The 19,983-nt window shown below is 68.7% G+C and carries 18 protein-coding genes; 14 read left to right on the top strand and 4 right to left on the bottom strand.

All coding sequences use genetic code 11. From position 1 onward, the window contains the following. Window positions 1–150: 150 nt before the first annotated feature. The 3 genes from GF068_RS31965 to GF068_RS31955 all read left to right on the top strand — a co-directional run bounded on the left by GF068_RS31965 (window position 151) and on the right by GF068_RS31955 (window position 2,937). Complete coding sequence (locus GF068_RS31965; protein WP_153823294.1) at window positions 151–1,380, top strand: AAA family ATPase; 1,230 nt, start codon at window positions 151–153, stop codon at window positions 1,378–1,380. A 173-nt stretch (window positions 1,381–1,553) separates the two neighbouring features. After that, window positions 1,554–2,114, top strand: coding sequence for a hypothetical protein (locus GF068_RS31960; RefSeq protein WP_240807676.1), 561 nt, complete (start codon window positions 1,554–1,556; stop codon window positions 2,112–2,114). A 40-nt stretch (window positions 2,115–2,154) separates the two neighbouring features. Then, entirely contained in the window at window positions 2,155–2,937 is a 783-nt protein-coding gene (locus tag GF068_RS31955; protein WP_153823292.1) for a GNAT family N-acetyltransferase, read from the top strand. A gap of 10 nt (window positions 2,938–2,947) precedes the next feature. Here GF068_RS31955 and GF068_RS31950 read toward each other — a convergent pair whose 3' ends face one another. Continuing rightward, window positions 2,948–3,961: a zinc-dependent alcohol dehydrogenase family protein gene (locus GF068_RS31950; protein WP_338046655.1), complete on the bottom strand. Its 1,014-nt coding sequence runs from the start codon at window positions 3,959–3,961 to the stop codon at window positions 2,948–2,950. 357 nt (window positions 3,962–4,318) lie between these two features. Here GF068_RS31950 and GF068_RS31945 point away from each other — a divergent pair, with 357 nt between their 5' ends. From GF068_RS31945 to GF068_RS31935, 3 genes are all read left to right on the top strand, one after another. Further along, window positions 4,319–4,915 carry a hypothetical protein gene (locus tag GF068_RS31945; protein ID WP_153823291.1) on the top strand — a complete coding sequence of 199 codons (597 nt, stop codon included), beginning with the start codon at window positions 4,319–4,321 and terminating at the stop codon, window positions 4,913–4,915. Window positions 4,916–5,062: 147 nt separating this feature from the next. Continuing rightward, window positions 5,063–5,623, top strand: a complete 561-nt coding sequence (locus GF068_RS31940; RefSeq protein ID WP_153823290.1) for a hypothetical protein — start codon at window positions 5,063–5,065, stop codon at window positions 5,621–5,623. A 60-nt stretch (window positions 5,624–5,683) separates the two neighbouring features. Continuing rightward, window positions 5,684–7,144 (top strand): vWA domain-containing protein, encoded by a 1,461-nt coding sequence (locus tag GF068_RS31935; RefSeq protein ID WP_153823289.1) that lies wholly within the window; start codon window positions 5,684–5,686, stop codon window positions 7,142–7,144. 46 nt (window positions 7,145–7,190) lie between these two features. Here the strand turns inward: GF068_RS31935 and GF068_RS31930 are convergent, their stop codons facing one another. Continuing rightward, window positions 7,191–8,588, bottom strand: coding sequence for an aminopeptidase P family protein (locus GF068_RS31930; protein WP_153823288.1), 1,398 nt, complete (start codon window positions 8,586–8,588; stop codon window positions 7,191–7,193). A 62-nt stretch (window positions 8,589–8,650) separates the two neighbouring features. On the opposite strand from GF068_RS31930, the gene GF068_RS31925 reads away from it, so the two are divergent. Genes GF068_RS31925 through GF068_RS31915 form a run of 3 tightly spaced genes read left to right on the top strand, consistent with a single transcriptional unit; the run spans window position 8,651 to window position 10,235 of the window. Next, window positions 8,651–9,094 carry a hypothetical protein gene (locus tag GF068_RS31925; RefSeq protein ID WP_153823287.1) on the top strand — a complete coding sequence of 148 codons (444 nt, stop codon included), beginning with the start codon at window positions 8,651–8,653 and terminating at the stop codon, window positions 9,092–9,094. Further along, window positions 9,091–9,669, top strand: a complete 579-nt coding sequence (locus GF068_RS31920) for a hypothetical protein (protein WP_170319793.1) — start codon at window positions 9,091–9,093, stop codon at window positions 9,667–9,669. Before GF068_RS31925 ends, GF068_RS31920 begins: the two co-directional genes overlap by 4 nt. Window positions 9,670–9,686: 17 nt before the next feature. Then, window positions 9,687–10,235 (top strand): hypothetical protein, encoded by a 549-nt coding sequence (locus tag GF068_RS31915; protein ID WP_153823285.1) that lies wholly within the window; start codon window positions 9,687–9,689, stop codon window positions 10,233–10,235. Between the two features lie 88 nt (window positions 10,236–10,323). Here the strand turns inward: GF068_RS31915 and GF068_RS31910 are convergent, their stop codons facing one another. Then, on the bottom strand, window positions 10,324–11,427 hold the full coding sequence (locus GF068_RS31910) for a hypothetical protein (protein ID WP_153823284.1): 1,104 nt from the start codon (window positions 11,425–11,427) through the stop codon (window positions 10,324–10,326). Continuing rightward, window positions 11,424–11,813: a hypothetical protein gene (locus GF068_RS31905; protein WP_153823283.1), complete on the bottom strand. Its 390-nt coding sequence runs from the start codon at window positions 11,811–11,813 to the stop codon at window positions 11,424–11,426. The genes GF068_RS31910 and GF068_RS31905 overlap by 4 nt, the downstream gene beginning before the upstream one ends. 676 nt (window positions 11,814–12,489) lie before the next feature. On the opposite strand from GF068_RS31905, the gene GF068_RS31900 reads away from it, so the two are divergent. From GF068_RS31900 to GF068_RS31880, 5 genes are all read left to right on the top strand, one after another. Next, window positions 12,490–14,781, top strand: a complete 2,292-nt coding sequence (locus tag GF068_RS31900) for a bifunctional metallophosphatase/5'-nucleotidase (protein WP_153823282.1) — start codon at window positions 12,490–12,492, stop codon at window positions 14,779–14,781. Then, entirely contained in the window at window positions 14,778–16,208 is a 1,431-nt protein-coding gene (locus tag GF068_RS31895) for a hypothetical protein (protein WP_153823281.1), read from the top strand. Before GF068_RS31900 ends, GF068_RS31895 begins: the two co-directional genes overlap by 4 nt. Before the next feature lie 29 nt (window positions 16,209–16,237). After that, window positions 16,238–18,070 (top strand): hypothetical protein, encoded by a 1,833-nt coding sequence (locus GF068_RS31890; protein WP_153823280.1) that lies wholly within the window; start codon window positions 16,238–16,240, stop codon window positions 18,068–18,070. Window positions 18,071–18,088: 18 nt separating this feature from the next. Next, on the top strand, window positions 18,089–19,150 hold the full coding sequence (locus tag GF068_RS31885) for a hypothetical protein (RefSeq protein WP_153823279.1): 1,062 nt from the start codon (window positions 18,089–18,091) through the stop codon (window positions 19,148–19,150). Window positions 19,151–19,249: 99 nt separating this feature from the next. After that, a complete protein-coding gene (locus tag GF068_RS31880; RefSeq protein WP_153823278.1) occupies window positions 19,250–19,930 on the top strand; it encodes a hypothetical protein in 681 nt (226 codons plus the stop codon). Window positions 19,931–19,983 lie beyond the last annotated feature (53 nt).

Genomic DNA, 19,983 nt, shown 5'->3' with positions numbered 1-19,983 from the left:
CGAACTCGGGCCCTGCGGGCCCTCGAACAGCAGGACCCACCACCCACGCCCGTGAAGGCCCGGCCCGGCGCCTCGTTCCAGCGCAGGACAACCAGACCGTGGGTAGGGGGGGTTGGGGGGAGGGGGAGAGTCTGGTAAGAGGGGTGGGTCATGCTGCGTTCGCTGAAGCTCGTGGGTGTCGGGCCGGCTCCAGAGATTGAGATGGAGTTCGGGAGCCGGATCAACGTGATGACCGGGGACAACGGGCTCGGGAAGAGTTTTGTCCTGGATGTGATCTGGTGGGCGCTGAGCGGGACGTGGGCGGGGCTGCCGGCTTGGCCGAGGGCGGATGCGGAGGAGGCGAGGATCGAGTTCAATTCCAACGGGTTCGCCGCAGCGCAATTCGACCATCAGCGGCAGCAATGGAGCGACTTCGTTGTATCGCCTGATGCGCTCGTCATGTATGCCCGCGTCGACGGTAGTGTCGCGATGTGGGATCCTGCTCGCAGCATGTTGCTCGGTTCGATGTCCGAGGTCGTCTTTCATTTCTCGGCAAATGAAATTATCCATGGCTCCCGACAGAACGGCCGAGACATCATCCGTGGACTCATTGCAGACTGGGTGACATGGCAGGAGAGAAAACCGGAAACGCCCAGTGGACAGGCATTTGCGCACCTTTGCCGAATTCTGGAGATCCTCTCGCCGAACCCAGCGGGGGGTGAGCTGATCCGTCCGGCCAGGGCCGTACGCCTCTTCGTGGATGATGCGCGCGAGTTTCCGACGATCGACGTGGGCTACGGCAACGTCCCCATCATCCACGCCTCCGCTGGCCTGCGCCGTATCATTAGCCTGGCTTACCTCACTGTCTGGGCCTGGCACGAGCATATCGAAGCCAGCCGGCTCCTCAAACAGGAGCCCGTGAGAAACATCGTCTTCCTCATGGACGAGGTCGAGAACCACCTCCACCCCGAGTGGCAACGACGAATCCTGCCCGCACTACTCGAGGTACTCGAAGGACTCGGGGAAGGCATGCAAGTCCAGGCGCACATCACGACCCACGCTCCCATGGTGCTCGCCTCCCTGGAGCCCCACTGGAACGACGAGACGGACGAGCTGTTCGTCTTCGACCTGAAGGATGGGCGCGTGGTGCTCGACGCCGAAGAGCTCGTCACGCGCGGCGATGCTTCCCGATGGCTCACATCCCACGTGTTCAAGCTCCCCATGGCACGCTCGATCGAGGCCGAGAGGGCCATCGAAGATGCCAAGGCCGTGATGCGAGGCGAAGAACCGCAATTTCACAAGACTCCCGAGGACATCGACCAAGCGCTGCATCACACGCTCCCCGGACAGGATCCATTCTGGCCCCGCTGGCTCGTATTCATGGAGAAGCCCGGGGCATGAGGCGCTTCGAGAGGGCTCCAGAGCCTCCCTCCTTCGATGACGAGATCCGTGGACCAGGGAAGGCATGGCTGGAAGCAAATCCAGACGCCAAACCGAAGAGCTTTCCGGCACATTGGACCCTGTGCCTGGGTGATCTGACGAGCGCCTTCGACGACCTGTGTGCCTACTCGGTCATGTGGACGTCCCGCCCAACCGTGGATCATTACCTGAGCAAATCGTCGCGCGAGGGACGAGCGCTCACGTACGAATGGAGCAACTACAGGCGCGCCGACCTGGAGATGAACCAAGCCAAGGGGACCTGGGACCGGAGGATCCTCGATCCTTTCGAGGTTCAGGACGATTGGTTCGAGATCCTGCTCCCGACCCTCGAGCTCATCGTCGTTGATGAGCGAATACCTCTGCATCGACGGGACGACGCGCTGTTCACGTTGAGGACGCTGGGCCTCGGAGATGGTGACGACATCCTCGCGGCTCGCCTCGCCTGGTACGAGCCATTCACCGAGGGCATGGTCGATTTGCAGTATATTTCGAAGAAAGCCCCGCTCATCGCCCGCGCCGTGAGGAAACGCCTCGCCGAGCTGAACCCCGCCGCCTTCGACGACGAGCAAACCCACTTCCGTAGCTTTCTCGACGGTGATTGTACCCTCAAGATCCTCCGAAAAACCGCCCCCCGCCTGGCCGAAACCATCGACGCCGCGCTCCGACGCCCCGACGAACGCGCCAAGCGGCGCTGAACTCCACCTCCCATCTGTCCCCGCCCCCCTGAGGTTGCCCATGAGAACCGCCCAGGACATCGCCCGCCTCGAAGAGGCCCGCCAGGTCGAAGGCTTCGCCTCCATCGCGCCCGAATCCATCCGCGTCGCCGGCGGGATCGCCTGCTTCGCGGGGCCCGGATCCTTTTGCAACGTCGTCCTCGGAATTGGTCTGTCCGGGCCGGTCACGGCCCAGGAGCTCGATCGGATCGAGGCATTCTACGCAGGGAAAAACGTCCCCGTCCGGGTCGAGCTCTCGCCCTACGTGGATCCGAGCCTGCTCGCCATGCTCGCCGCGCGCAATTTCGTGCTCGCGCGGTTCGAGAACCTCCTCGCGCGCGAGCTCGCTTCCGACGAGGATCTTTGGGCCGGCGCCGCGCCGCCCGAGGGGATCGTCGTCCGGAAGGTCGCGCCGGGCGAGGAGGCGCGGTTCGTCGAGGTGGCCGGGAGCGGCTTCCGGCCCGAGGGCGAGCCCATGTCGGCGGCCGATCGCGAGGTCAGCATGCGCATGGTGAAAGACCCGCGCTCGATCAGCGTGATCGCCTGGGCCGGCGGCGAGGCCGTGGGCGCGGGCAGCGCCGAGGTGCGGGGCGAGGTCGCGGCGCTCTTCGGGACGAGCGTGTTGCCCGCGTGGCGCAGGCGCGGCATTCAGCAGGCGCTCATCCGCGCGCGGCTCGTCGAGGCGCGCGCCCGCGGGGCGAGCGTTGCGACCATCGGCTCGCTCCCCGGCGAGCCCACCGAACGAAACGTGCAGCGGGTGGGCTTCCGGGTCGTTTGCACGAGGGTGCACCTCGAACGAGCCTGACGCGCTCGCCTCAGAATCGCAGCACGATCTTCCCGAAATGCCCGCCGCTCTCCATGTAGGCGAGCGCCTCGCGCGCCTCGCCGAAAGAGAACGTCCTTTCGTCGATCACAGGCCGGAGCTCGCTCGCGTCGATCGCGCGGGTCATCGCCTCGAACATCACGCGGGAGCCCACCATGATGCCCTGCAGCCGGAGGTGCTTCATCAGGATCGGCAGCACGTTCATCTCCTGCGCCGCGCCGGCGAGCACGCCGATCACGCTCACCGTGCCCCCGATCCGCGTGGCCCGCATCGAGCGCGCGAGCGTGCCCGCGCCGCCGACCTCGACCACGTGGTCGACGCCCGCGCCGCCCGTGAGCTCGAGGGCCTTCTTGTCCCAGTCCGGCGTCGTTTTGTAGTTGATCGTCGCCCACGCGCCGAGCGCCTTCGCGCGCTCGAGCTTCGTGTCGCTGCTCGACGTCACGATCACGCGCGCCCCGGCGAGGCGGGCGAGCTGCAGCGCGAAGATCGACACGCCGCCCGTGCCTTGCACGAGCACCGTATCGCCCGGACGAACGCTGCCGGATGAAAAAAGCGCATTGTACGCCGTCACGCCCGCGCAGGGCAGGGTCGCCGCTTCCTCGTCCGAGAGGTGGTCGGGCACCTTCACGAGCCCCGACTCGCTCGCCACGAAGAGCTCCGAGAGCACGCCGGGCAGGGGCCCGCCGAGCGTCGTCTTGAGCTTCTCGGCGTCGAGCTCGCCGTCCTGCCAGGCTTGCGTGAAGATGGGGCAGACGCGGTCTCCTCTCTTCACGCGGGTCACGGCGGGGCCCACCTCGATCACCTCGCCGACGCCGTCCGAGAGCGGCACGAGCGGCAGGGGCTGGCGGGGGTTGTATTGCCCCCGCACGGTCATGAGATCACGATAGTTGAGCGACGCGGCCCGCATCTTTAGGACGACCTCGGCGGGCCCGGGCCTGGGATCGGGCAGCGTGACCTCGGCGAGGGAGCCGAGCCCGAACGAGCCCTGAATGACGATTGCCTTCACGGAGAGACCTCCTTTCGCCCGCCCGTTCCACGGTCCCCGAGCGGCGTCAACCCCTCGGAAAGAGAACGACCGATCGAGGGCTCCGCGGGGGCCCGCGCGGACATTCCGCGACCCATCATTGCCGCGGCGCGTCCATCGCGTGGGACATAATGCGTCCGCGCATGATCCGTGGAGGCCGCCTTGGATGCGGAAGCGGAGCACCCGATCGCGCAGATTCCAGGTTCAGGTGGGACATTCTTCGTCGCATCGACCTCGAACGAGGGCGGCATTCGGATCACGTTCGTGATAAATATGGAATCGTGATGTCGGCCTCGGGGGGGCCGGCATTCCTGGCCGGCACCGCACGGGAGGATCCCCATGGAGAAGGTCTCGCTGACGTATTTCGTCGACTTCGTGCTGAGATCCGGGACACCCAAGCTGACCGGCGTCCGCGAATACAAGGAGCGCAAGGACGAGCTCTCCACGGACTTTTATCGCCCGATCCGGGAGGGCATCGTGGGCATGCACCGGCGGGGCGAGTGTGAGTCCGTCCTCGACGCGGTCGTCGCGGCGCAGACCGACGAGAAGCGCCGCCGCATCTATCCGCAGGTCGTCGCCGGATACCGGAGGTTTTTGGCCTCGGGCGACAAGCGGTGGTTCGAGCCCCCGCGCGGCGCAATGAAGCTCGGCGACCTGGAGATCAACCTGAACCCCGAGGTCGGCTTCGTGATCGACAAGAAGCCCCACCTCGTCAAGCTCTATTTCCGCCAGGAGCCGCTCGCCGCCAGGCGCAGCGCCGTCGCCCTGGCGCTGCTCACGAGCGGGCTCTCGCGCCTCTATCCGAATCACGTGATCACGATGCTCGACGTGCCACGCGCGAAGCTCGTCGCCGCCAAGGACGCGCCGAATCCGCGCCTGGACGTGCTCCTGCGCGGCGAGGCCGCCGCGTTCTCGACGATCTACGAAGCGCTGTAACGCGAATTTTTTACGCAGCCTGGGACCGCGCGGACATTTTTCGTCAGGGAGAGCCTGCACGGCGCGTCCGCGCGAGGCGATCCGTGGTATGGAAGCGTGTGCCGGTACCCAGACGGCAGCTTGGCCTGAAGAATTGGCGGAGGGATCATGGATAGAATCTCGTTGACGGGATTCGTCGACTTCGTGCTCGAGGCTGGCGCGGGCGGCGACGCGGATCCGCTGAAGGAGCGCAAGGGAGATTCGTCCCCCGATTATTATCACCCGCTGCGCGACGCGATCGTGACGATGCACCGCGAGAGCCTCCTGCCCGCGACGCTCGACGTGGTGGCCGCGCGCGAGCCGAGCGAGAAGAAGCGCCGCGTGTTCGCGCGCGTGATCGAGGGCTACCGCCGCTTCCTCGCGACGGGCCCGATGAAATGGTTCGAGCCGCCCCGGACCAGCTATCGCATGGGCGCGCACGACGTCGACGTGAACCCGGAGCTCGGGCTCGCGATCGACGAGACGCCCCACGTGATCAAGATGTACTTCCGCGGCGAGCCGCTCACGCCGCGCCGCACGAGCGTGATGTTGAGCCTGCTCGCAGGCCGGCTCGGCCGCATCTGCCCGGGGCACGTCTTCGGCGTGCTCGACGTGCGCCACGGCAAGCTGCACGCCGTGAGCACCCCGGAAGATCGCCTGAGCATGCTGCGCGCGGCCTCGGGGCGCTGAAGGCGAACGAGCCCCCGGCAGACGGATCTTCCCGGGCCGTGGTACGTCTGAAGGGCCCCCATGAAGCTCCACAGCGTCGCCCTCCTGAGCGCCCTCGGCATGCTGGTGTCCGGTTCGTCCGTGTACCTCCTCGCCCCCGCTTCCTCGGGCGAATCGAGGCCCGGCGCAGGCCAGGAGGCGCGGCCAGGCGACGAGGCGCCGCAGACGACGACGCCGGACGTCGCCGCGACCTTCAGCGCCGGCGCGACGCTGCGTCTGGAGGGCCGGATCGGGCACGCGCGGCTCGAAAAAGGGGGGACGCGGACGACGTACGTGATGGTCGAGGTCCACGCCGACGCCGACGCGGGCGAGAGGCGCGTCGCCGAGAACCACCTGGCGATCGTGATCGACCGCTCGGGCTCGATGAAGGGCGAGAGGCTGCCGCGCGCGCTCGCCGCGGCGAACGCGGCCGTCGATCACCTCGAAGACGGCGATCGGGTCAGCGTGGTCTCGTTCGACACGCGCCCGACGACCGACGTCTCCATGACCACCGTGAACACCTCGACCCGCGGCGCGATCAAGTCCGCGATCGAGAACATCTCCCTCGGCGGCGACACCTGCATCTCGTGTGGCATCCAGGCGGGCGTCGAGGAGCTCCGCAAGAGCACGAGCGCCGCCGATCGGATGGTCGTGCTCAGCGACGGCGACGCGACGGCCGGCGTGCGCGACGTGCCGGGCTTCGAGGCGATCGCGAGGTCGGCGCGGGACGCGGGGATCGGCGTCAGCACGATCGGCGTGGGCATCTCGTACAACCAGAAGATCCTGGGCGCGATCGCGCTGCACGCGGGCGGGCGCCACCACTTCATCGAGGACGCCGCCTCGCTCGAGCGTGTCTTCCTCGACGAGGCCGAGAGGCTCCGCAAGACCGTCGCGCTCTCGGCCTCCGTGACGGTGGATCTCGCCGAGGGCGTCACGCTGACGCGCGTCTTCGACCGCACCTTCCGCCGGAGCGGGCAGCGCCTCACGGTGCCGCTCGGCAATTTCTCCGCGGGCGACACGAAGACGCTGCTGCTCGAGCTACGCGTGCCGGCCGAGGCCGAAGGGATCAGGCCCGTGGCCGACGTCGGGCTGCGGTTCGAGGATCGAAAGGCGGGCGGGGAAGGCTCGTGCAGCGGCAAGCTCGACGTGCGCATCGGCGCGGACGGCGAGGCGGGCTCGGAGCTCGATCCGATCCTCGCGACGCGGATCGCGCGGACCCGGACGGCGGACACGCTCGACGCGGTGAACGAGCTGCTCGAGCAAGGCCGCACCGAGGAGGCGGAGGCCAAGCTCGCGGCGCAGGAACAGGCGCTACGCGAGGTCGCCGCGCGGGCGAGGGAGGCGGCGCCGGCGGGCCGCGCCGAGGCGATCGTGCAGGATCTGGAGGGGCAAACGCGCACGATCGCGGGCGCGAAGAAGGCCGCCGCCGCGAAACCGACGGGGGTCGACAAGGCCCGCGCGCAGAAGCGAAACGTGGAGGCCGCGAACCCTTACCGGGACTAGCCTCACCCCCCAACCCCCTCTCCGCGCAGCGGAGAGGGGGCGAAGCTCACGCGCGCATCGCGGCCTCGACCTCGGCGGCGTCCTTCGGGACGAGCGACGTCAGCACCTCGGGATCACCACTCGTGCAGAGCACGTCGTCCTCGATGCGGATGCCGCGCACGTCGGCGTACCGCGCGAGCACGTCGCGGCGCAGATCGTCGCCGACCGCGCCGACGTACCGCGCGTCGCGCAGGATCGCCGGGACCTGGTAGAAGCCGGGCTCGATCGTGACGGCCATGCCGGGCTCGAGGTCACGATCGAGCCGCAGGTAGCAGTCGCCGAAATTCTTCGAGCGGGCGCGGCCGGGCGCGTAGCCGGCGCGATCACCGAGGTCTTCCATGTCGTGCACGTCGAGGCCGATGAGGTGGCCGATGCCGTGCGGGAAGAAGATCGCCGCCGCGCCGCGCTCGAGCAGGCCGCCCGGATCACCGCGGAAGATCCCGAGGTGGCAGAGGCCCTCGACGATGACGCGCTTGGCCGTCTCGTGCACCTCGCGGTAACGGACGCCCGGACGAACCTTGTCCACGGCGGCGCGCTGCGCGGCGAGCACGACGTCGTAGATCGCGCGTTGCGTGGGGGAAAACGTGCCCGAGACGGGCCAGGTGCGCGTGATGTCGCCCGCGAATCCTTCGGGCGTCTCGCCGCCCACGTCCGCGAGCAAGAGATCACCCGCGGCGAGCTCTCCGTGGTGGTGCTCGTTGTGCAGGACCTCGCCGTGCACCGTGACGATCGGGCCGTAGGCGTCCTCGAAGCCCTCGCGCCGGAGCGAGCCGATCATGGCGCCGCAGACCTCGGCCTCCGTGCCTCCCGGGCGCGTCGCGCGCATGCCCGCGAGGTGCGCGCGCGCGCTCGCCTGGCCCGCGGCGCGGAGCTGCGCGACGGCGGCCTCGTCGTGCCGGAGCCGGAGCGTGATCATCCCCTCGGCGAGCGCGGCGTCGGGTCCGCCCGCCTCGAGTTTGTCCCCGCTCGAGGACGTGATCGTCCGGCCGAGCCGGGCCGAGAGCCACGCGGCGCTCGGCGCGTCCTCGACCGGCAGCGTGGCCACGGGCGCGCCGAGCTCGCGGAGGACCACGTCGACGTCGGCGAGCGCGCGGACCTCGTCGACGGCGTGCCTCGCGCGGAGCTCCTCGAACGACGGGCGCGGCCCGTGCCAGAGCGCGTCTCCGTCGGCCTCGGGCTCGACGAACAGGATCTGCCGGCCGCGCGTGACGAGCAGCGCCGCGCCCGCGAGGTGCTCGCCGACGAGGTACAGGAAGTGGCTCTTGGCGCGGAACGGGTAGGTGTTCGCGCGATACTGGCGCGACGGGGGCAGGCCGGCCGCGACGAGCGCCGGGTGGGGTGACGTTTCGGCGAGGGCGCGGCGGCGGGCGACGAAGACCGAGGAGGGCGTGCGCGGGGAGGACATGCAGGCGAGTATAACCTCGCCTTGAAGCGGCAAGGGAAAACGGATAGAAAGCCGCGGTCCTCATGAAAATCCTGGCTTCCCTCGTTCTGTGTGCCGCTGGGCTCGCCCTCGGTTGTGCCTCGACGCAGCCCCCGCAAGGTGATCCGGCCCCCACGGCGACCGTCGCCGCGGCTCCGGCGCCCACGGCCGAGGCGCCGCCGCCGGAGAAGCCCGCGGAGACGGCGACGGAGACCGAGGCGCCCCCGCCCGAGGACCGGCCTCAGGCCGGCGGCAGGCTCGCGTTCCAGGCGTGCTCGGACGAGTCGCGCAAGACGCAGGCGTGCACGCGGGACTACCGGCCCGTCTGCGGCGAGGTGGACACGGGCGTGCGCTGCATCAAGGCGCCCTGCCCCGGGACGACCGCGCCGCGCACGTTCCCGAACGCGTGCACGGCGTGCGCGGAGGCGAAGGTGACCGGCTACTGGCCGATGTCCTGCGAGGACATGCAGAAGCCCACGGCGCCGTGAACGGCGAGAGCGACGGAGGGGACATCGTGCGAGGATCGCGGGGCCGCTGGGTCCATCGGTGGTGGGTCGCGTCGGCGATGGCGGGGCTCGCGCTTTCCTGGGTGTCGCTGGGCACGGGCTGCGCGAGCGACACGACGTCGTATTGCGAGGCGCGCTGCGATTGTCAGGGCTGCAGCCAGCGCGAGCGCGAGGACTGCACGGACGACGTGGAGGACGCCGAGCGCCTCGCGGAGCACGAGGGCTGCGCCGCCGCGTATTCGAGCTACGTCACCTGTTACGTGGACGAGGGGGTGTGCGGCAATGGCGCGTTCATCTCGTCGAGCTGCGCGGACGAGGCCGACGCGCTCCGGGCTTGCTCGTTGAAGTCGGCGACGTTCATCAAGACGCCCTGCCAGGAAGAGCGCGCGAAGCGCCAGTCGTGCGGGCTCAGCGGCGGCGGCGACACCCAGTGCCAGGGTGGAGACGCGTGCGCGGCGTATTGCGCGCTCGCGGCGAGCTGCGAGGACCTCACGGACCCGCAGCCGAATTCGACGTACGTCAACTGCGTGATCGGCTGCTCGAGCGCGAACCCGTGAGGGGGAGGAAACGCCGGATGGATGCATGGAATCGACGCGGCGCATCGGGGCGCCCCTCCCCGCTCACGAGGCTCGGCGCGTGGCTCGCGCTCGGCGTCGGGCTCGCCACGTTCGCGGGCTCGGCGGGCGGCTGCGGGCCGAGCGCCGCGGACATCTGCGACCTCAAATGCGCGTGCGAGGGCTGCAACGAGGCGGAGCGCGACGATTGCATCGCCGACGTCAATGACACGGTGGCGCAGGCCGAGAGCCGGGGTTGCGCGGACCCGTACGACGCGTGGCTCGTCTGCGTGGAGAGCGAAGCAGAGTGCCGGGACGGCGAGACGTTCACCTTCGACGGCTGCGACATCGAGGAGGACGCGCTCGCGGCGTGTGGCGGCGGCAACCAGTGCAGCGCCGCGGCGAAGAAGCTCTGCGACGAGTGCAATTTCGTCTGCGCCGAGCCGGATCCGGACAAGTGCACGGGCCGATATGCCTGTGAATCGGCGTGTATCGTGAATGCGACGTGCGAGGAGATCGCCAGCAAGACGCCGGGCGGCACGTTCGATACCTGCATGCAGGGCTGCTGAGCCCGGACCGGTCCCCCGCGCGCGACGTCCGGGTCGCGCCCACGATAGCCCCAGGTCTCCCTATCGCGGTGGCAGGAGCGGGCGCCAGTCAGACCGACGACCCAGCGTTGACCGGAACAATGTGGCTCACGATCACGAACGGTCGTCCTGTGAGCGGCTTATAAAGCGTACCCATCACGTGCGCCTGAATGCCTACCTCGGTGACTTCCTGAAGTTGTTCCGGGCGCACGTAGCAGGGTAGGCGCATTTTCCGGTTGACGATCACAAGACCTCGGTCGAGGTCGATGCCACGGATCTCCTCCGTCTCGTCGTACATCTCGGAGGGGGCGCTCGACCCGAGCACTGTAAGGAAGCGGCGTTCGTGCTCGGGCCTGAATTCGACTGGTTTGGCACGCCCGATGAGTGTGCCTCCAATCTCGGCCTTCATGATGCCGCGGCGAGGGATGATCCGCATCGCCTGGACGGTCGTACGGCTGCGTTGCTCCATGTCATCGACGGGGAGCGCGCTGACATCAGCATCGGAGGTCGCCCATTCGCCCATGGTGACCAAGTCGACGATGGCGCTGCGCACTGCGTTCTCGGCGACCCAATCGCGCGATTCCGAGGGCACTCCGGCGCCGAGCAACAGGAGCGCCTCGGCGGGTGCACCATTTTTCGGGGTTACGCGTACGTCGGAGAGCGCAAAGTCCGTCGCTTCCTCAATTCCTTTCGGTGCGCGACCGACCGCCTTGTCGACGCGTCGAGCGACGGCACGCGCCGCACGCCGAAACTCTTCGTAATAGCCCGTAAACGCAGCGGTCGTGGGCGTCCTCCCCTTCTCGAATACGAGGCGGATGGCGAGGTCATTATGCTGGAATGGGTTCTCCTCCAGCATGCTCCGCGTGAAGGTTTGGACTACCTTTCTCAACTCATTGGCGATGTTGAAGCCGAGACGATCGGCCTCGACAATCTGATGGAGTGGCTGATGAGGACACTGCGGATACGTCCTGGTCAGGTACTCCATGTAAGCATCGACGAGCGCACCTGGATCCCCGTGGTCGAAATCGGGACGCAGGGTGAGCGCGCGGAACTGGAGCAGGAGTAGCACCTGCATCTCGATGGCCTCGTCCGAGCCCCAGATACGAGGTGCCGCGAGCATGTCAGTCGTCCGCTTGTCGATCCAGCGGATGATCGTGTCACGAAGCGTGCTCATGACTCATCGTCCACGTCTTGGATGCCCGGGTCGACCGTTGCGGGGTCCACCTCATCAATGCGCATCCACTCGGCGAAGTCCCAGTGGTCATTGACGTAGGTGCTCGAAGGGGAGTAGCCCTTGGAGCCGGTCACGGCATCAACAGCGTGCTCGCGCGTTTCGACGTACACATGCCCCTTCCAGGAGGGGATGCTCGATGCCTTCGGCACCAGCCATGTCGCGCCCTTCGGAGGACGCATGCGGATCGCGCACGCCTTGGGGTCCTTTTGCTGCGCGACGGGGTGCACGATGCGAGCGAGCGCGGCGCATCGGCCCGTGCGGAGCCCGTGCTTGGCGATGCCGGCTTCCACTTTCTTGCGCTCCTCATCGGTCCAGTCGATGGCCACGCGCGCAGCGTAGTGTTCATCGCTCACAGATGAAAGAGGGAGTCGGAGCGGGCTCGCGCCACGTCGACCCCCTGTGCTTGCTGGGACGCTACCCGCCCACCACACCTTCGAGTCCCCCGCGCGCGACGTCCGGGTCTCGCCCACGAGACCTCCGGGTCTCGCCCGCACAACTTTTTGTCGCGCCCGCGCGACCCTCCTCACACGCCCGCGCGTCTCCAGGTCTCGCCCACGAGCCTCCAGGTCTCGCCCACGAGCCTCCAGGTCTCGCCCACGCGTCTCCAGGTCTCGCCCACGAGACCTCGAGGTCTCGCGCGCGCAACTTTTTGTCTCGCCCGCGCGACCCTCCTCACACGCCCACACGTCTCCAAGTCTCGCCCACGCGCCTCCAGGTCGCGCCCACCCAACGTTTTGTCTCGCCCACGCGACCTTCCTCATCGCATCCGAGCTGCCGGCAGATCCAAACCACCTGCCTGTCAAGCTCTCCCGGGTGACGATCCCGTGACGAACCTCCTCCTCACGATCGGGAGATGGCGACGCCGCGGTCTGGCCGGGGAAACCGCTCCGTTTTTCCCGCGCGTTCGTGCGAACCCGGGATCCTTCGCGCCCGTAGTATGTTCACACACCACGTTTTTCCCTTGAGCCACCGGCGGCATCCTGCCTAGGTTACGCCCCGTCGATGCGCTTCCGACGCCTCCTGGCCCCCCTCCTGGCCGCGCCCCTCTTTGCGACCTTGGCCCTGGGCTCGGGCTGTGAAGAACCCGCGCCTACCCCCAAGCTCAAGGGTCAGACCCACCTGACCCTGATCCACACCTCCGACATCCACTCGCGGCTCTACCCGTACAACCTGCAGCTCGGTCAGGTCGACTCGGGGCTCGGGCTCGGCGAGGCGCTCAGCATCGCCAACGTCGGCGGCGCCGCGCGGATCTCGCATATCGTCGGGCGGGAGCGGGCGCGGGCCTCGCGGGTCCTCCACGTCGACGGCGGCGACTGCTTCCAGGGCGCGCCCGTCTTCAACTTCTTCTCCGGTGAGGCCGAGATTCGCGCGCTCGACGCGATGGGCGTCGACGCCATGCTCGTCGCCAACCACGAGTTCGACCGCGGCGCCCTGAACCTCGGGATCCAGCTCCAGAACTGGGCGAACTTCCCCGTCCTCGCGGCCAACTACCTGCTCGAAGACCCGGCGCAGCCCGGCGCCTCTCCGCTCGGCGCGCAGCTCCAGCCGTACACCGTCTTCAACCTCGACGGCCTGCGCGTGGGGCTCATCGGCATGGGCAACCTGTCGAGCATGACCTCGATCTTCGACGCGCCGAACCGGCTCGGGATCACCCCGCTCAACACCGTCGAGGTCGCGCAGTTCTACACCGACCTCCTCCGGCCCATCGTCGACGTCGTCGTCTTCGTCACGCACCTCGGCCTCGAGGTCGACGAGCGCATGATCCAGAACACGACGGGCATCGACGTCATCCTCGGCGGGCACAACCACATCGTGCTCCAGCCGCCGAAGCGCGTGCGGGACTGCTCGGCGAACTACGACGCCGCCGTGAACAGCTATTACATCGAGCTGAACGATCCGAACGCGGAGACCGGCAAGGTCCGGCGCTACTGCCGGCCGCGCGACGTCGTCCTCGCCCACTCCGGCGCGTTCGCCAAGTACGTCGGCCGGCTCGACCTCATCGTTTCGAACGACCCCGAGGATTTCCCGGGCGAGGCCGGCGGCGCCTCCCCGTACGACCCGGCGAACGGCTTCGAGGTCATCTCGAACGATTATCGGCTCTTCCCGGTGACGGAGGCCGTGCCCGAGGATCCGATCGTGCTCGCGACGCTCGAGCCGTATTCGCAGAGCCTCGACGCGCTCGCGAACCTGGAGCTGCTCGTGGGGTATGCGCGGGACGGCTCGCGGCGCTTCTCGACGAGCGGCGGCGACTCGCCCCTCGGCAACATGATCGCGACGGCGATGTGGCTCCGCCTCGGCGTGCAGACCGATTTCTCGATGACCAACACCACGGGCATCCGCGCCGATCTCGTGCCCGGTCCGGTCACCGTCGAGCAGATGTACAACATCTTCCCCTTCGACAACTCGATCTCGAAGATGCAGCTCTCGGGCGTCGAGGTGCAGGACCTCTTCGATTTCGTGGCGCGCAGGTCCGCCGGCCGCGGCTGCGTCTCGCAGGTCCAGATCGCGGGCGCGCGTATCGTGGTCGATTGCACGCAGCGCAAGACCCCGGACGGCCCGCCCGGCGTCGCGACGGACATCTACATCGGCGCGCGTAACCCCAAGGTCAACTGCGCGAGCGACGCCGACTGCCCCGACAAGGGCCTCGGGAGCTGCGACGTCGAGGGCGGCGTGTGCTGGCAGCCCTTCGATTCGCTCGCCAGCTACGAGCTCGCCACCTCGAACTACCTCGCGGGCGGCGGCAGCGGCTTCCGCGTCCTGCAGCGCAACACGACGCAGTTCGACACGCAGATCCAGCAGCGCGACGCGCTCGTCGATTACATCCGCGCCGGCGAGCCTTGCACGATCCGGCCCCCCTGCCCCGCCGATCAGAATGGCAACGGCAGCCAATCCGACGAGTGCTCCTCGCTCCTCGGCCTCTCGGCCACCTGCACGAAGAGCGGCGTGTGTGACCACGACGAGCCCATCGCCTGCAAGACCGACGGCGATTGCACGAAGCTCGACAAGGACTTCGTCTGCGCCTGCCCCGAATCCGTCATCGAAGGCGACACCTGCTCGTCCGACCCGGCCCGCCCCTGCGAGGCCGGCACGTGTGTGCTCCGGGCCTGCCGCGACGACGTCGCGGCCTTCCAGCGCTCGGTCTGCGAGAACGCGCCGTCCGCCTCGGTCGAGCGTGAATGCGAGGAGGGGCTCGCGCCCTGCAGGACCGCGGGCGAGACCTGCAAGTACCTCTCTTGCGTCGATCGGTACATCGGGAACTTCTCCGATGGTCGTATCCGGATGGTCGGGCAATGAAGTTTTTCACGTCCCTCGCCGCCCTCTCGCTCCTCGGCCTCTGCGCCTGCACGGACGAGGTCGCTCCGCTGAGCGGCGCGTCCACGTTCCGCGTGCGGATCACGCAGGTCAACGGCGCGGCTCTCCCCGACGCGTCCTCGCCGCTGCCCGCGAACCGCGGGGATCGCAAGGACACGTGGGCGTTCGAGCTCGAGGCGCGCTCGCCTTATGGTGAGCCCCTCGATTTCGACGGGACGGTGCGGATCAGCGTCGAGCCGGGCGTCGTGCTCGACGTCACGGGCGAGGGCGCGGCGGGCCGGAACATCCGCGTCGTCGACGGCAAGGCGCAAGGCACGGTCACCGTGACGGCCGTGTATGGCCCGGCGCGGCTCTGGGTCGAGGACCTCGGGTATTCGCCCGTGCCGCTCGCGGACAGGCCGGCCTGCTCGAATGGCAAGGACGACGACGGCGACGTGCTCATCGATTTCCCCGCCGATCCGGGCTGCGCGTTCGCGGACGACGACGACGAGGGGACGGGCTCGTTCGCGGCCGGCATCTCGCCGCCCGTGCCCTACGAGCTGCCGCGGATCAGCGACGTCCAGGGCTTCGGCGCGACGACGCCTTTCCCGTACGAGGCCATCGAGATCAACACGGACCGCCCGCAGCCGCTCGTCGTGACGCGCGTGGCGAGCGACGGGTTTTACGTGACGGACCTGTCGGAGCAGGCGACGGGGTACAACCACATCTTCGCCTTCAGCTTCAACACGCCGCCCGGGATGCGCGTCTGCGACCGCGTGACGTACCTGACGGGCACCGTGGTCGAGTTCTTCGGCTTCACGGAGCTCTCGTTCCCCTCGTTCGTCGTCGATTACCCGATCGAGGGCGAGGAGACGTGCCAGGTGCCCGAGCCCGTCGTGCTCGACGACGCGACGATCAAGGACATCGACGCGATGGAGAAGCTCGAGTCCGGCCTCGTGCGGATCGAGGGGTTCCGCATCGCGACGAAGTTCGGGCCGAAGCCCGTCGTCGACAACGTCCCGGACGCGGACCATTCGAATTGCGACCTCAACGGCGACGGGCAGGTCGATTTCGAGAGCCAGGCCGAGGGCGCGTGCTCGGACGCCTGCTCCGCCGACCCCGCGTGCACCGAGTGGACGTCGTATTCGGCGCGCGGCAATTACAAGGTCTTCAAGGGGACCACGCAGGTCCAGATCCAGACGGGCACCGCGGCGAGCTTCGATCCGACGGGGCACAAGGGCGAGCTGCTCGACGCGGTCACCGGCACCTTGCGTAATTTCTCCGGAGGCTCCTTGAACTGGACCATCGAGGCGCGTTGCCCCGACGATCTCGTGTGCCAGTCGCAGGGGTGCGTGGAGGCGACCGTGCCCTCCACGAAAGCCTGCGTTCGCCTCAGGACCATCGACGACAACGATCAAGGCTCGAACTGAAGGACCCTCGATTGCTCATGCATTCCCGCATGCGACTCCGCAAGTCCGCCGGCGTCACCCTGGCCGTGATCCCTGCCCTCGTCCTCGCGGCCGCCGGCGCGGCAGCGCAGCCGGCTCCGCAGCCGGAACCGGCGGCCCCGCCTGCGGGGACGACCCCCGAGCCGCCCCCGGAGACGGGCGACGCGGCGCCGCCGCCGACCGAGGCGCCGCCACCGCCACCTCCGCCCGCGCCCGAGGCGCCGCCGCCCGCGCCCGAGCCGCCGAAGGCCGTGACGCCGGTCGTGGTGCCGCTCCTGTCGCCCGAGCCGCCGCCGGTGAAGACGGTCGACAACAATCCGCCGTCCGTGCGTATCGGCGATTTCATGGATACCCGCCTGACGTGGGTCATGGGCGACGACGACGTGCTGCACCAGACGGGGCAGGCGCAGCCGCTCTCGCCGGACTTCTCGATCGGCGATCGGCGGACCTACCGGCTCTTCTTCGACAACCTGAACTCGCGCTTCGCCGGCCGCGAGAACCTGACGCACCTCGCGCTCTACAAGAAGATGCCGGGGTTCATCAAGGGCCTCGACACCGAGGCGTCGATGGTCCTGCGCTTCGACCTCGCGTCGCTCGCGCGCGCCACGAACAACCTCAATCAATCGCTCTACGACGCCGGCTCGTTCATCCGCGCCTTCTATCACACGGACGGCAAGAAGGACGGCAAGAAGGGCATCTCGGTCACCCTCTGGCCGCTCGACACCGACCGCTTCCGCCTCGGCTACCTCTACGACATCTCCTGGGGCGGCACGAACCCGTTCATCAATCAATCGATCTTCCCGCGCGTGCAGGGCGGCGCGCCCGGCGGAAAGGTCGAGTACACGGGCGACAAGTGGAGCGTGTTCTTCGGCCTGAAGACCGCGACGATCGTGCAGGTCGAGCAGACGCTGACGCCGGGCACGAGCGAGGTCGAGGAGATCCGCATCGGGCAGACGAACTACGGCTTGCTCGGCGGCGGCAGCGTCGAGGTCAACGATTACCTGCACATCGACGTCGGCGGTGGTTATTTCCAGCAAGGCAAGTTCGACCTGCCGGACGTGGCGGGGCAGAGCATCTACACGCTCGGCGGCTCGACGCGTATCCTCGTCCACGACAAGAACACGCCCGTCCCGCAGTCGATCGATTTCGCGCTTTATCGGAACGACCCGAACAAGCCGATGATCATCTTCAAGCCGGAGGTCTACAACCCCGGCAAGACGACGTGGTCGCTCTCGGTCGAGGCGACGAACCTCTGGCAACGCGTCAAGGATTTCGACGTCGCCGGCGGGACCACGTTCCAGCAGGCCCGCGCCGCGGCGTTCCAGGCCAACGTGAAATCGGGGTTCTTGCGCGGCAGCTTCACGGCCATCTATCGCGACCTGCCGTACGTCCTGCGCAACCAGCCGAGCTACATCCCGTTCCAGTCGCTGCCGAACGACGCCGCGACCGCGAACGAGTTCTTCCTCGCGCTCGCCTCGGATTATTACCTCCCGAAGCCGCGGCTCACCGTCGGCCTCGGCGCGGGCCTCCAGTTCCCGTCGACGTTCTCCACCTCCACGGTGGACCAGTCGAACGCCCCGATCTCGCGCACCGTCGTCGTGCGCGAGCAGGGCAACATCGCCATCCTGCCCGTCAACCAGGGCGCGGTGCCCATCTTCCAGGCGCGCGCGAGCCTGAAATGGGACCTCTCGACGATCATGTCGGCGCTGCTCTGGCTGCAATACGTCCGCGACAACAACGGCACGTTCGTCGAGCGTGACCCGAGCGAAGGCACGGTCGCGCTCCGCAGCTTCATCAGCCCGAACTTCTTCGGCTTCGGCGCCAGCGTCTCGGCGCGCTTCTGACACGCGCGAGGCCCACGCGTGTCGCGTCGGCTCTCCATCCACCTCGACAGGCAAGACGCCGTCCACAGGCCCGGTGAGCTCATCACCGGGCGCGTGGAGCTCGTATGTCCGGAGAGCCGCCGCTGCGACGAGCTCGTGGCCTCGCTCGACTGGGAGGTCGAGAGCCGCGGCGAGCCCTTCTCCAGCCGCGGCGCGCCCGTCTTGCTCGCCGCGGGTCTCGCGCTCTCGCCCGGCGCGCCCACGCTCGTCCCTTTCGAGATCCCCGCGCCGTCCGGCCCCCTCACCTACCACGGGCATATCCTCACGGTGAGCTGGACCCTGCGCGTGGAGGCGAAGCTCGGCTGGGCCTCCCGCGAGCGCGTCGAGGCGCGGATCCTCTTGCTCCCGTGGACCGAGGAGGCGCGCGCGCTCACGGCGACGGGGTATCGCAAGGCGCCGTCGAAATACGCGCTCGTGTACGACCCGGGCCCCTTGCCGGAGGCCACGCTCGAAAAGCGGGACGAGTCGCGGACCGTGGAGCACCCCCTCGTCGGCGTGTCGCTCGCGGCGGCGAGCGTGGCGCTGCTCGTCCTGCGCGCGGGGGCGTTCACGCGGATCCTCGCGTTGCTTTTGCTCGTCGGCGGGCTCTCGGCGCTCTTCGCGCACCTCCGGCGCCGCACCTTGCGCGAGCGGCTGGGCCCGCCCGAGCTCGCCGTGTTGCCGGAGATCGTGCGGGCGGGCGAGGTGCTCACGGTCTCGGTCTCGTTCGAGCCGGGGCGGCCGGAGGTGCTGAAGGACCTCGTGATCTCGGTCTCGGCGCAGGAGGTCGTGTTGCGCCCGTCGAGCGAGCCGGACGAGCCACGCCATTACCGTCATTCCCTGCACGGCGAGCGGCGCCTGGTGGATCGGGGCAGGCTGCGGCTGCCGCCGGGCCGGGTGACCGTGATCCAGGAGATGTTCCGCATTCCGCTGCGGGGTCCGCCCTCGTTTGGCGCGCCGAACAACGAGGTGCGCTGGGAGGTCACGGCGACGGCGCGCACGGCGGACCTCGTGTCGTGGAAGCAGACGCAGCGGATCCTCGTGCACCCGCCTTCGCCCTGAACGGCGAGGAGCGACGCGGCCCTGCTCGGCCGCTCGTCGCCTCTTCCCCCGGGTGGATCGGGGCCTTATGTTCGGCCGCCAGGAGCTGCGGAACCAACGATGAGATGCCCGAACTGCCGCCAGGAAGCGCCCACCATCGCGCGAGGAGCTCGCGCGTATTGCACGGCCTGCGGCGCGCCTCGCTCGCTCCTCGACGACACGCCCGTCAACGTCGCCGGCCAGCCGTCGAAGATCGGCGGCGGCGTGGCGAGCGTGGTCGGCTGGGTGGTCCTCATCACGGGGCTCTTGCTCGCGCTCACGGTCGGCGGGTTGCTCTCGTTCTTGAGCCCGGCGGCGGCGGGGATCGTGGGCGGGTTCCTCGCCGCGATGAGCCTTCTGTTTGGCCTCGTCTTCATCCTCGGCGGCCGGATGCTCTGGAAGACGGGCAAGGAGCGTCAGCAAGGCGCGCACGAGCAGGCGGTCTTCGCGGTGGCGAAGCGCAACGCCGGGTCGGTGACGCCGGCCGAGCTGGCGCGGGCCGTGAACCTCACGGAGGCCGAGGCGGACGCGTTGCTCACGCAGATGGCGAAGCGCCCGGAGGGGCACGTCACGCTGGAGGTCGACGACGACGGGACGCTCCGGTATTACGTGCGCGACGCGGCGGGGCATCGTTTCGCGGGGCCGCGGGTGCGCGTGGGGACGGGGGCGCGCGTGGGTTCGAGCGCGGCCGAGGAGGAGGCGCTGGCCGAGGCGGAGATGCGCGAAGAAGAGGCCCACGCGCGCGCCGAGCGGCGGCGCTGACGCGCGGCGGGGCCTGCGTCGACAAACCCTCCCACGAGCGGTTTTCACGGGGG

This window comes from Polyangium spumosum, assembly GCF_009649845.1.
GTDB lineage: Bacteria > Myxococcota_A > Polyangia > Polyangiales > Polyangiaceae > Polyangium > Polyangium spumosum.
This window is presented reverse-complemented; position numbering and strand designations above follow the sequence as displayed.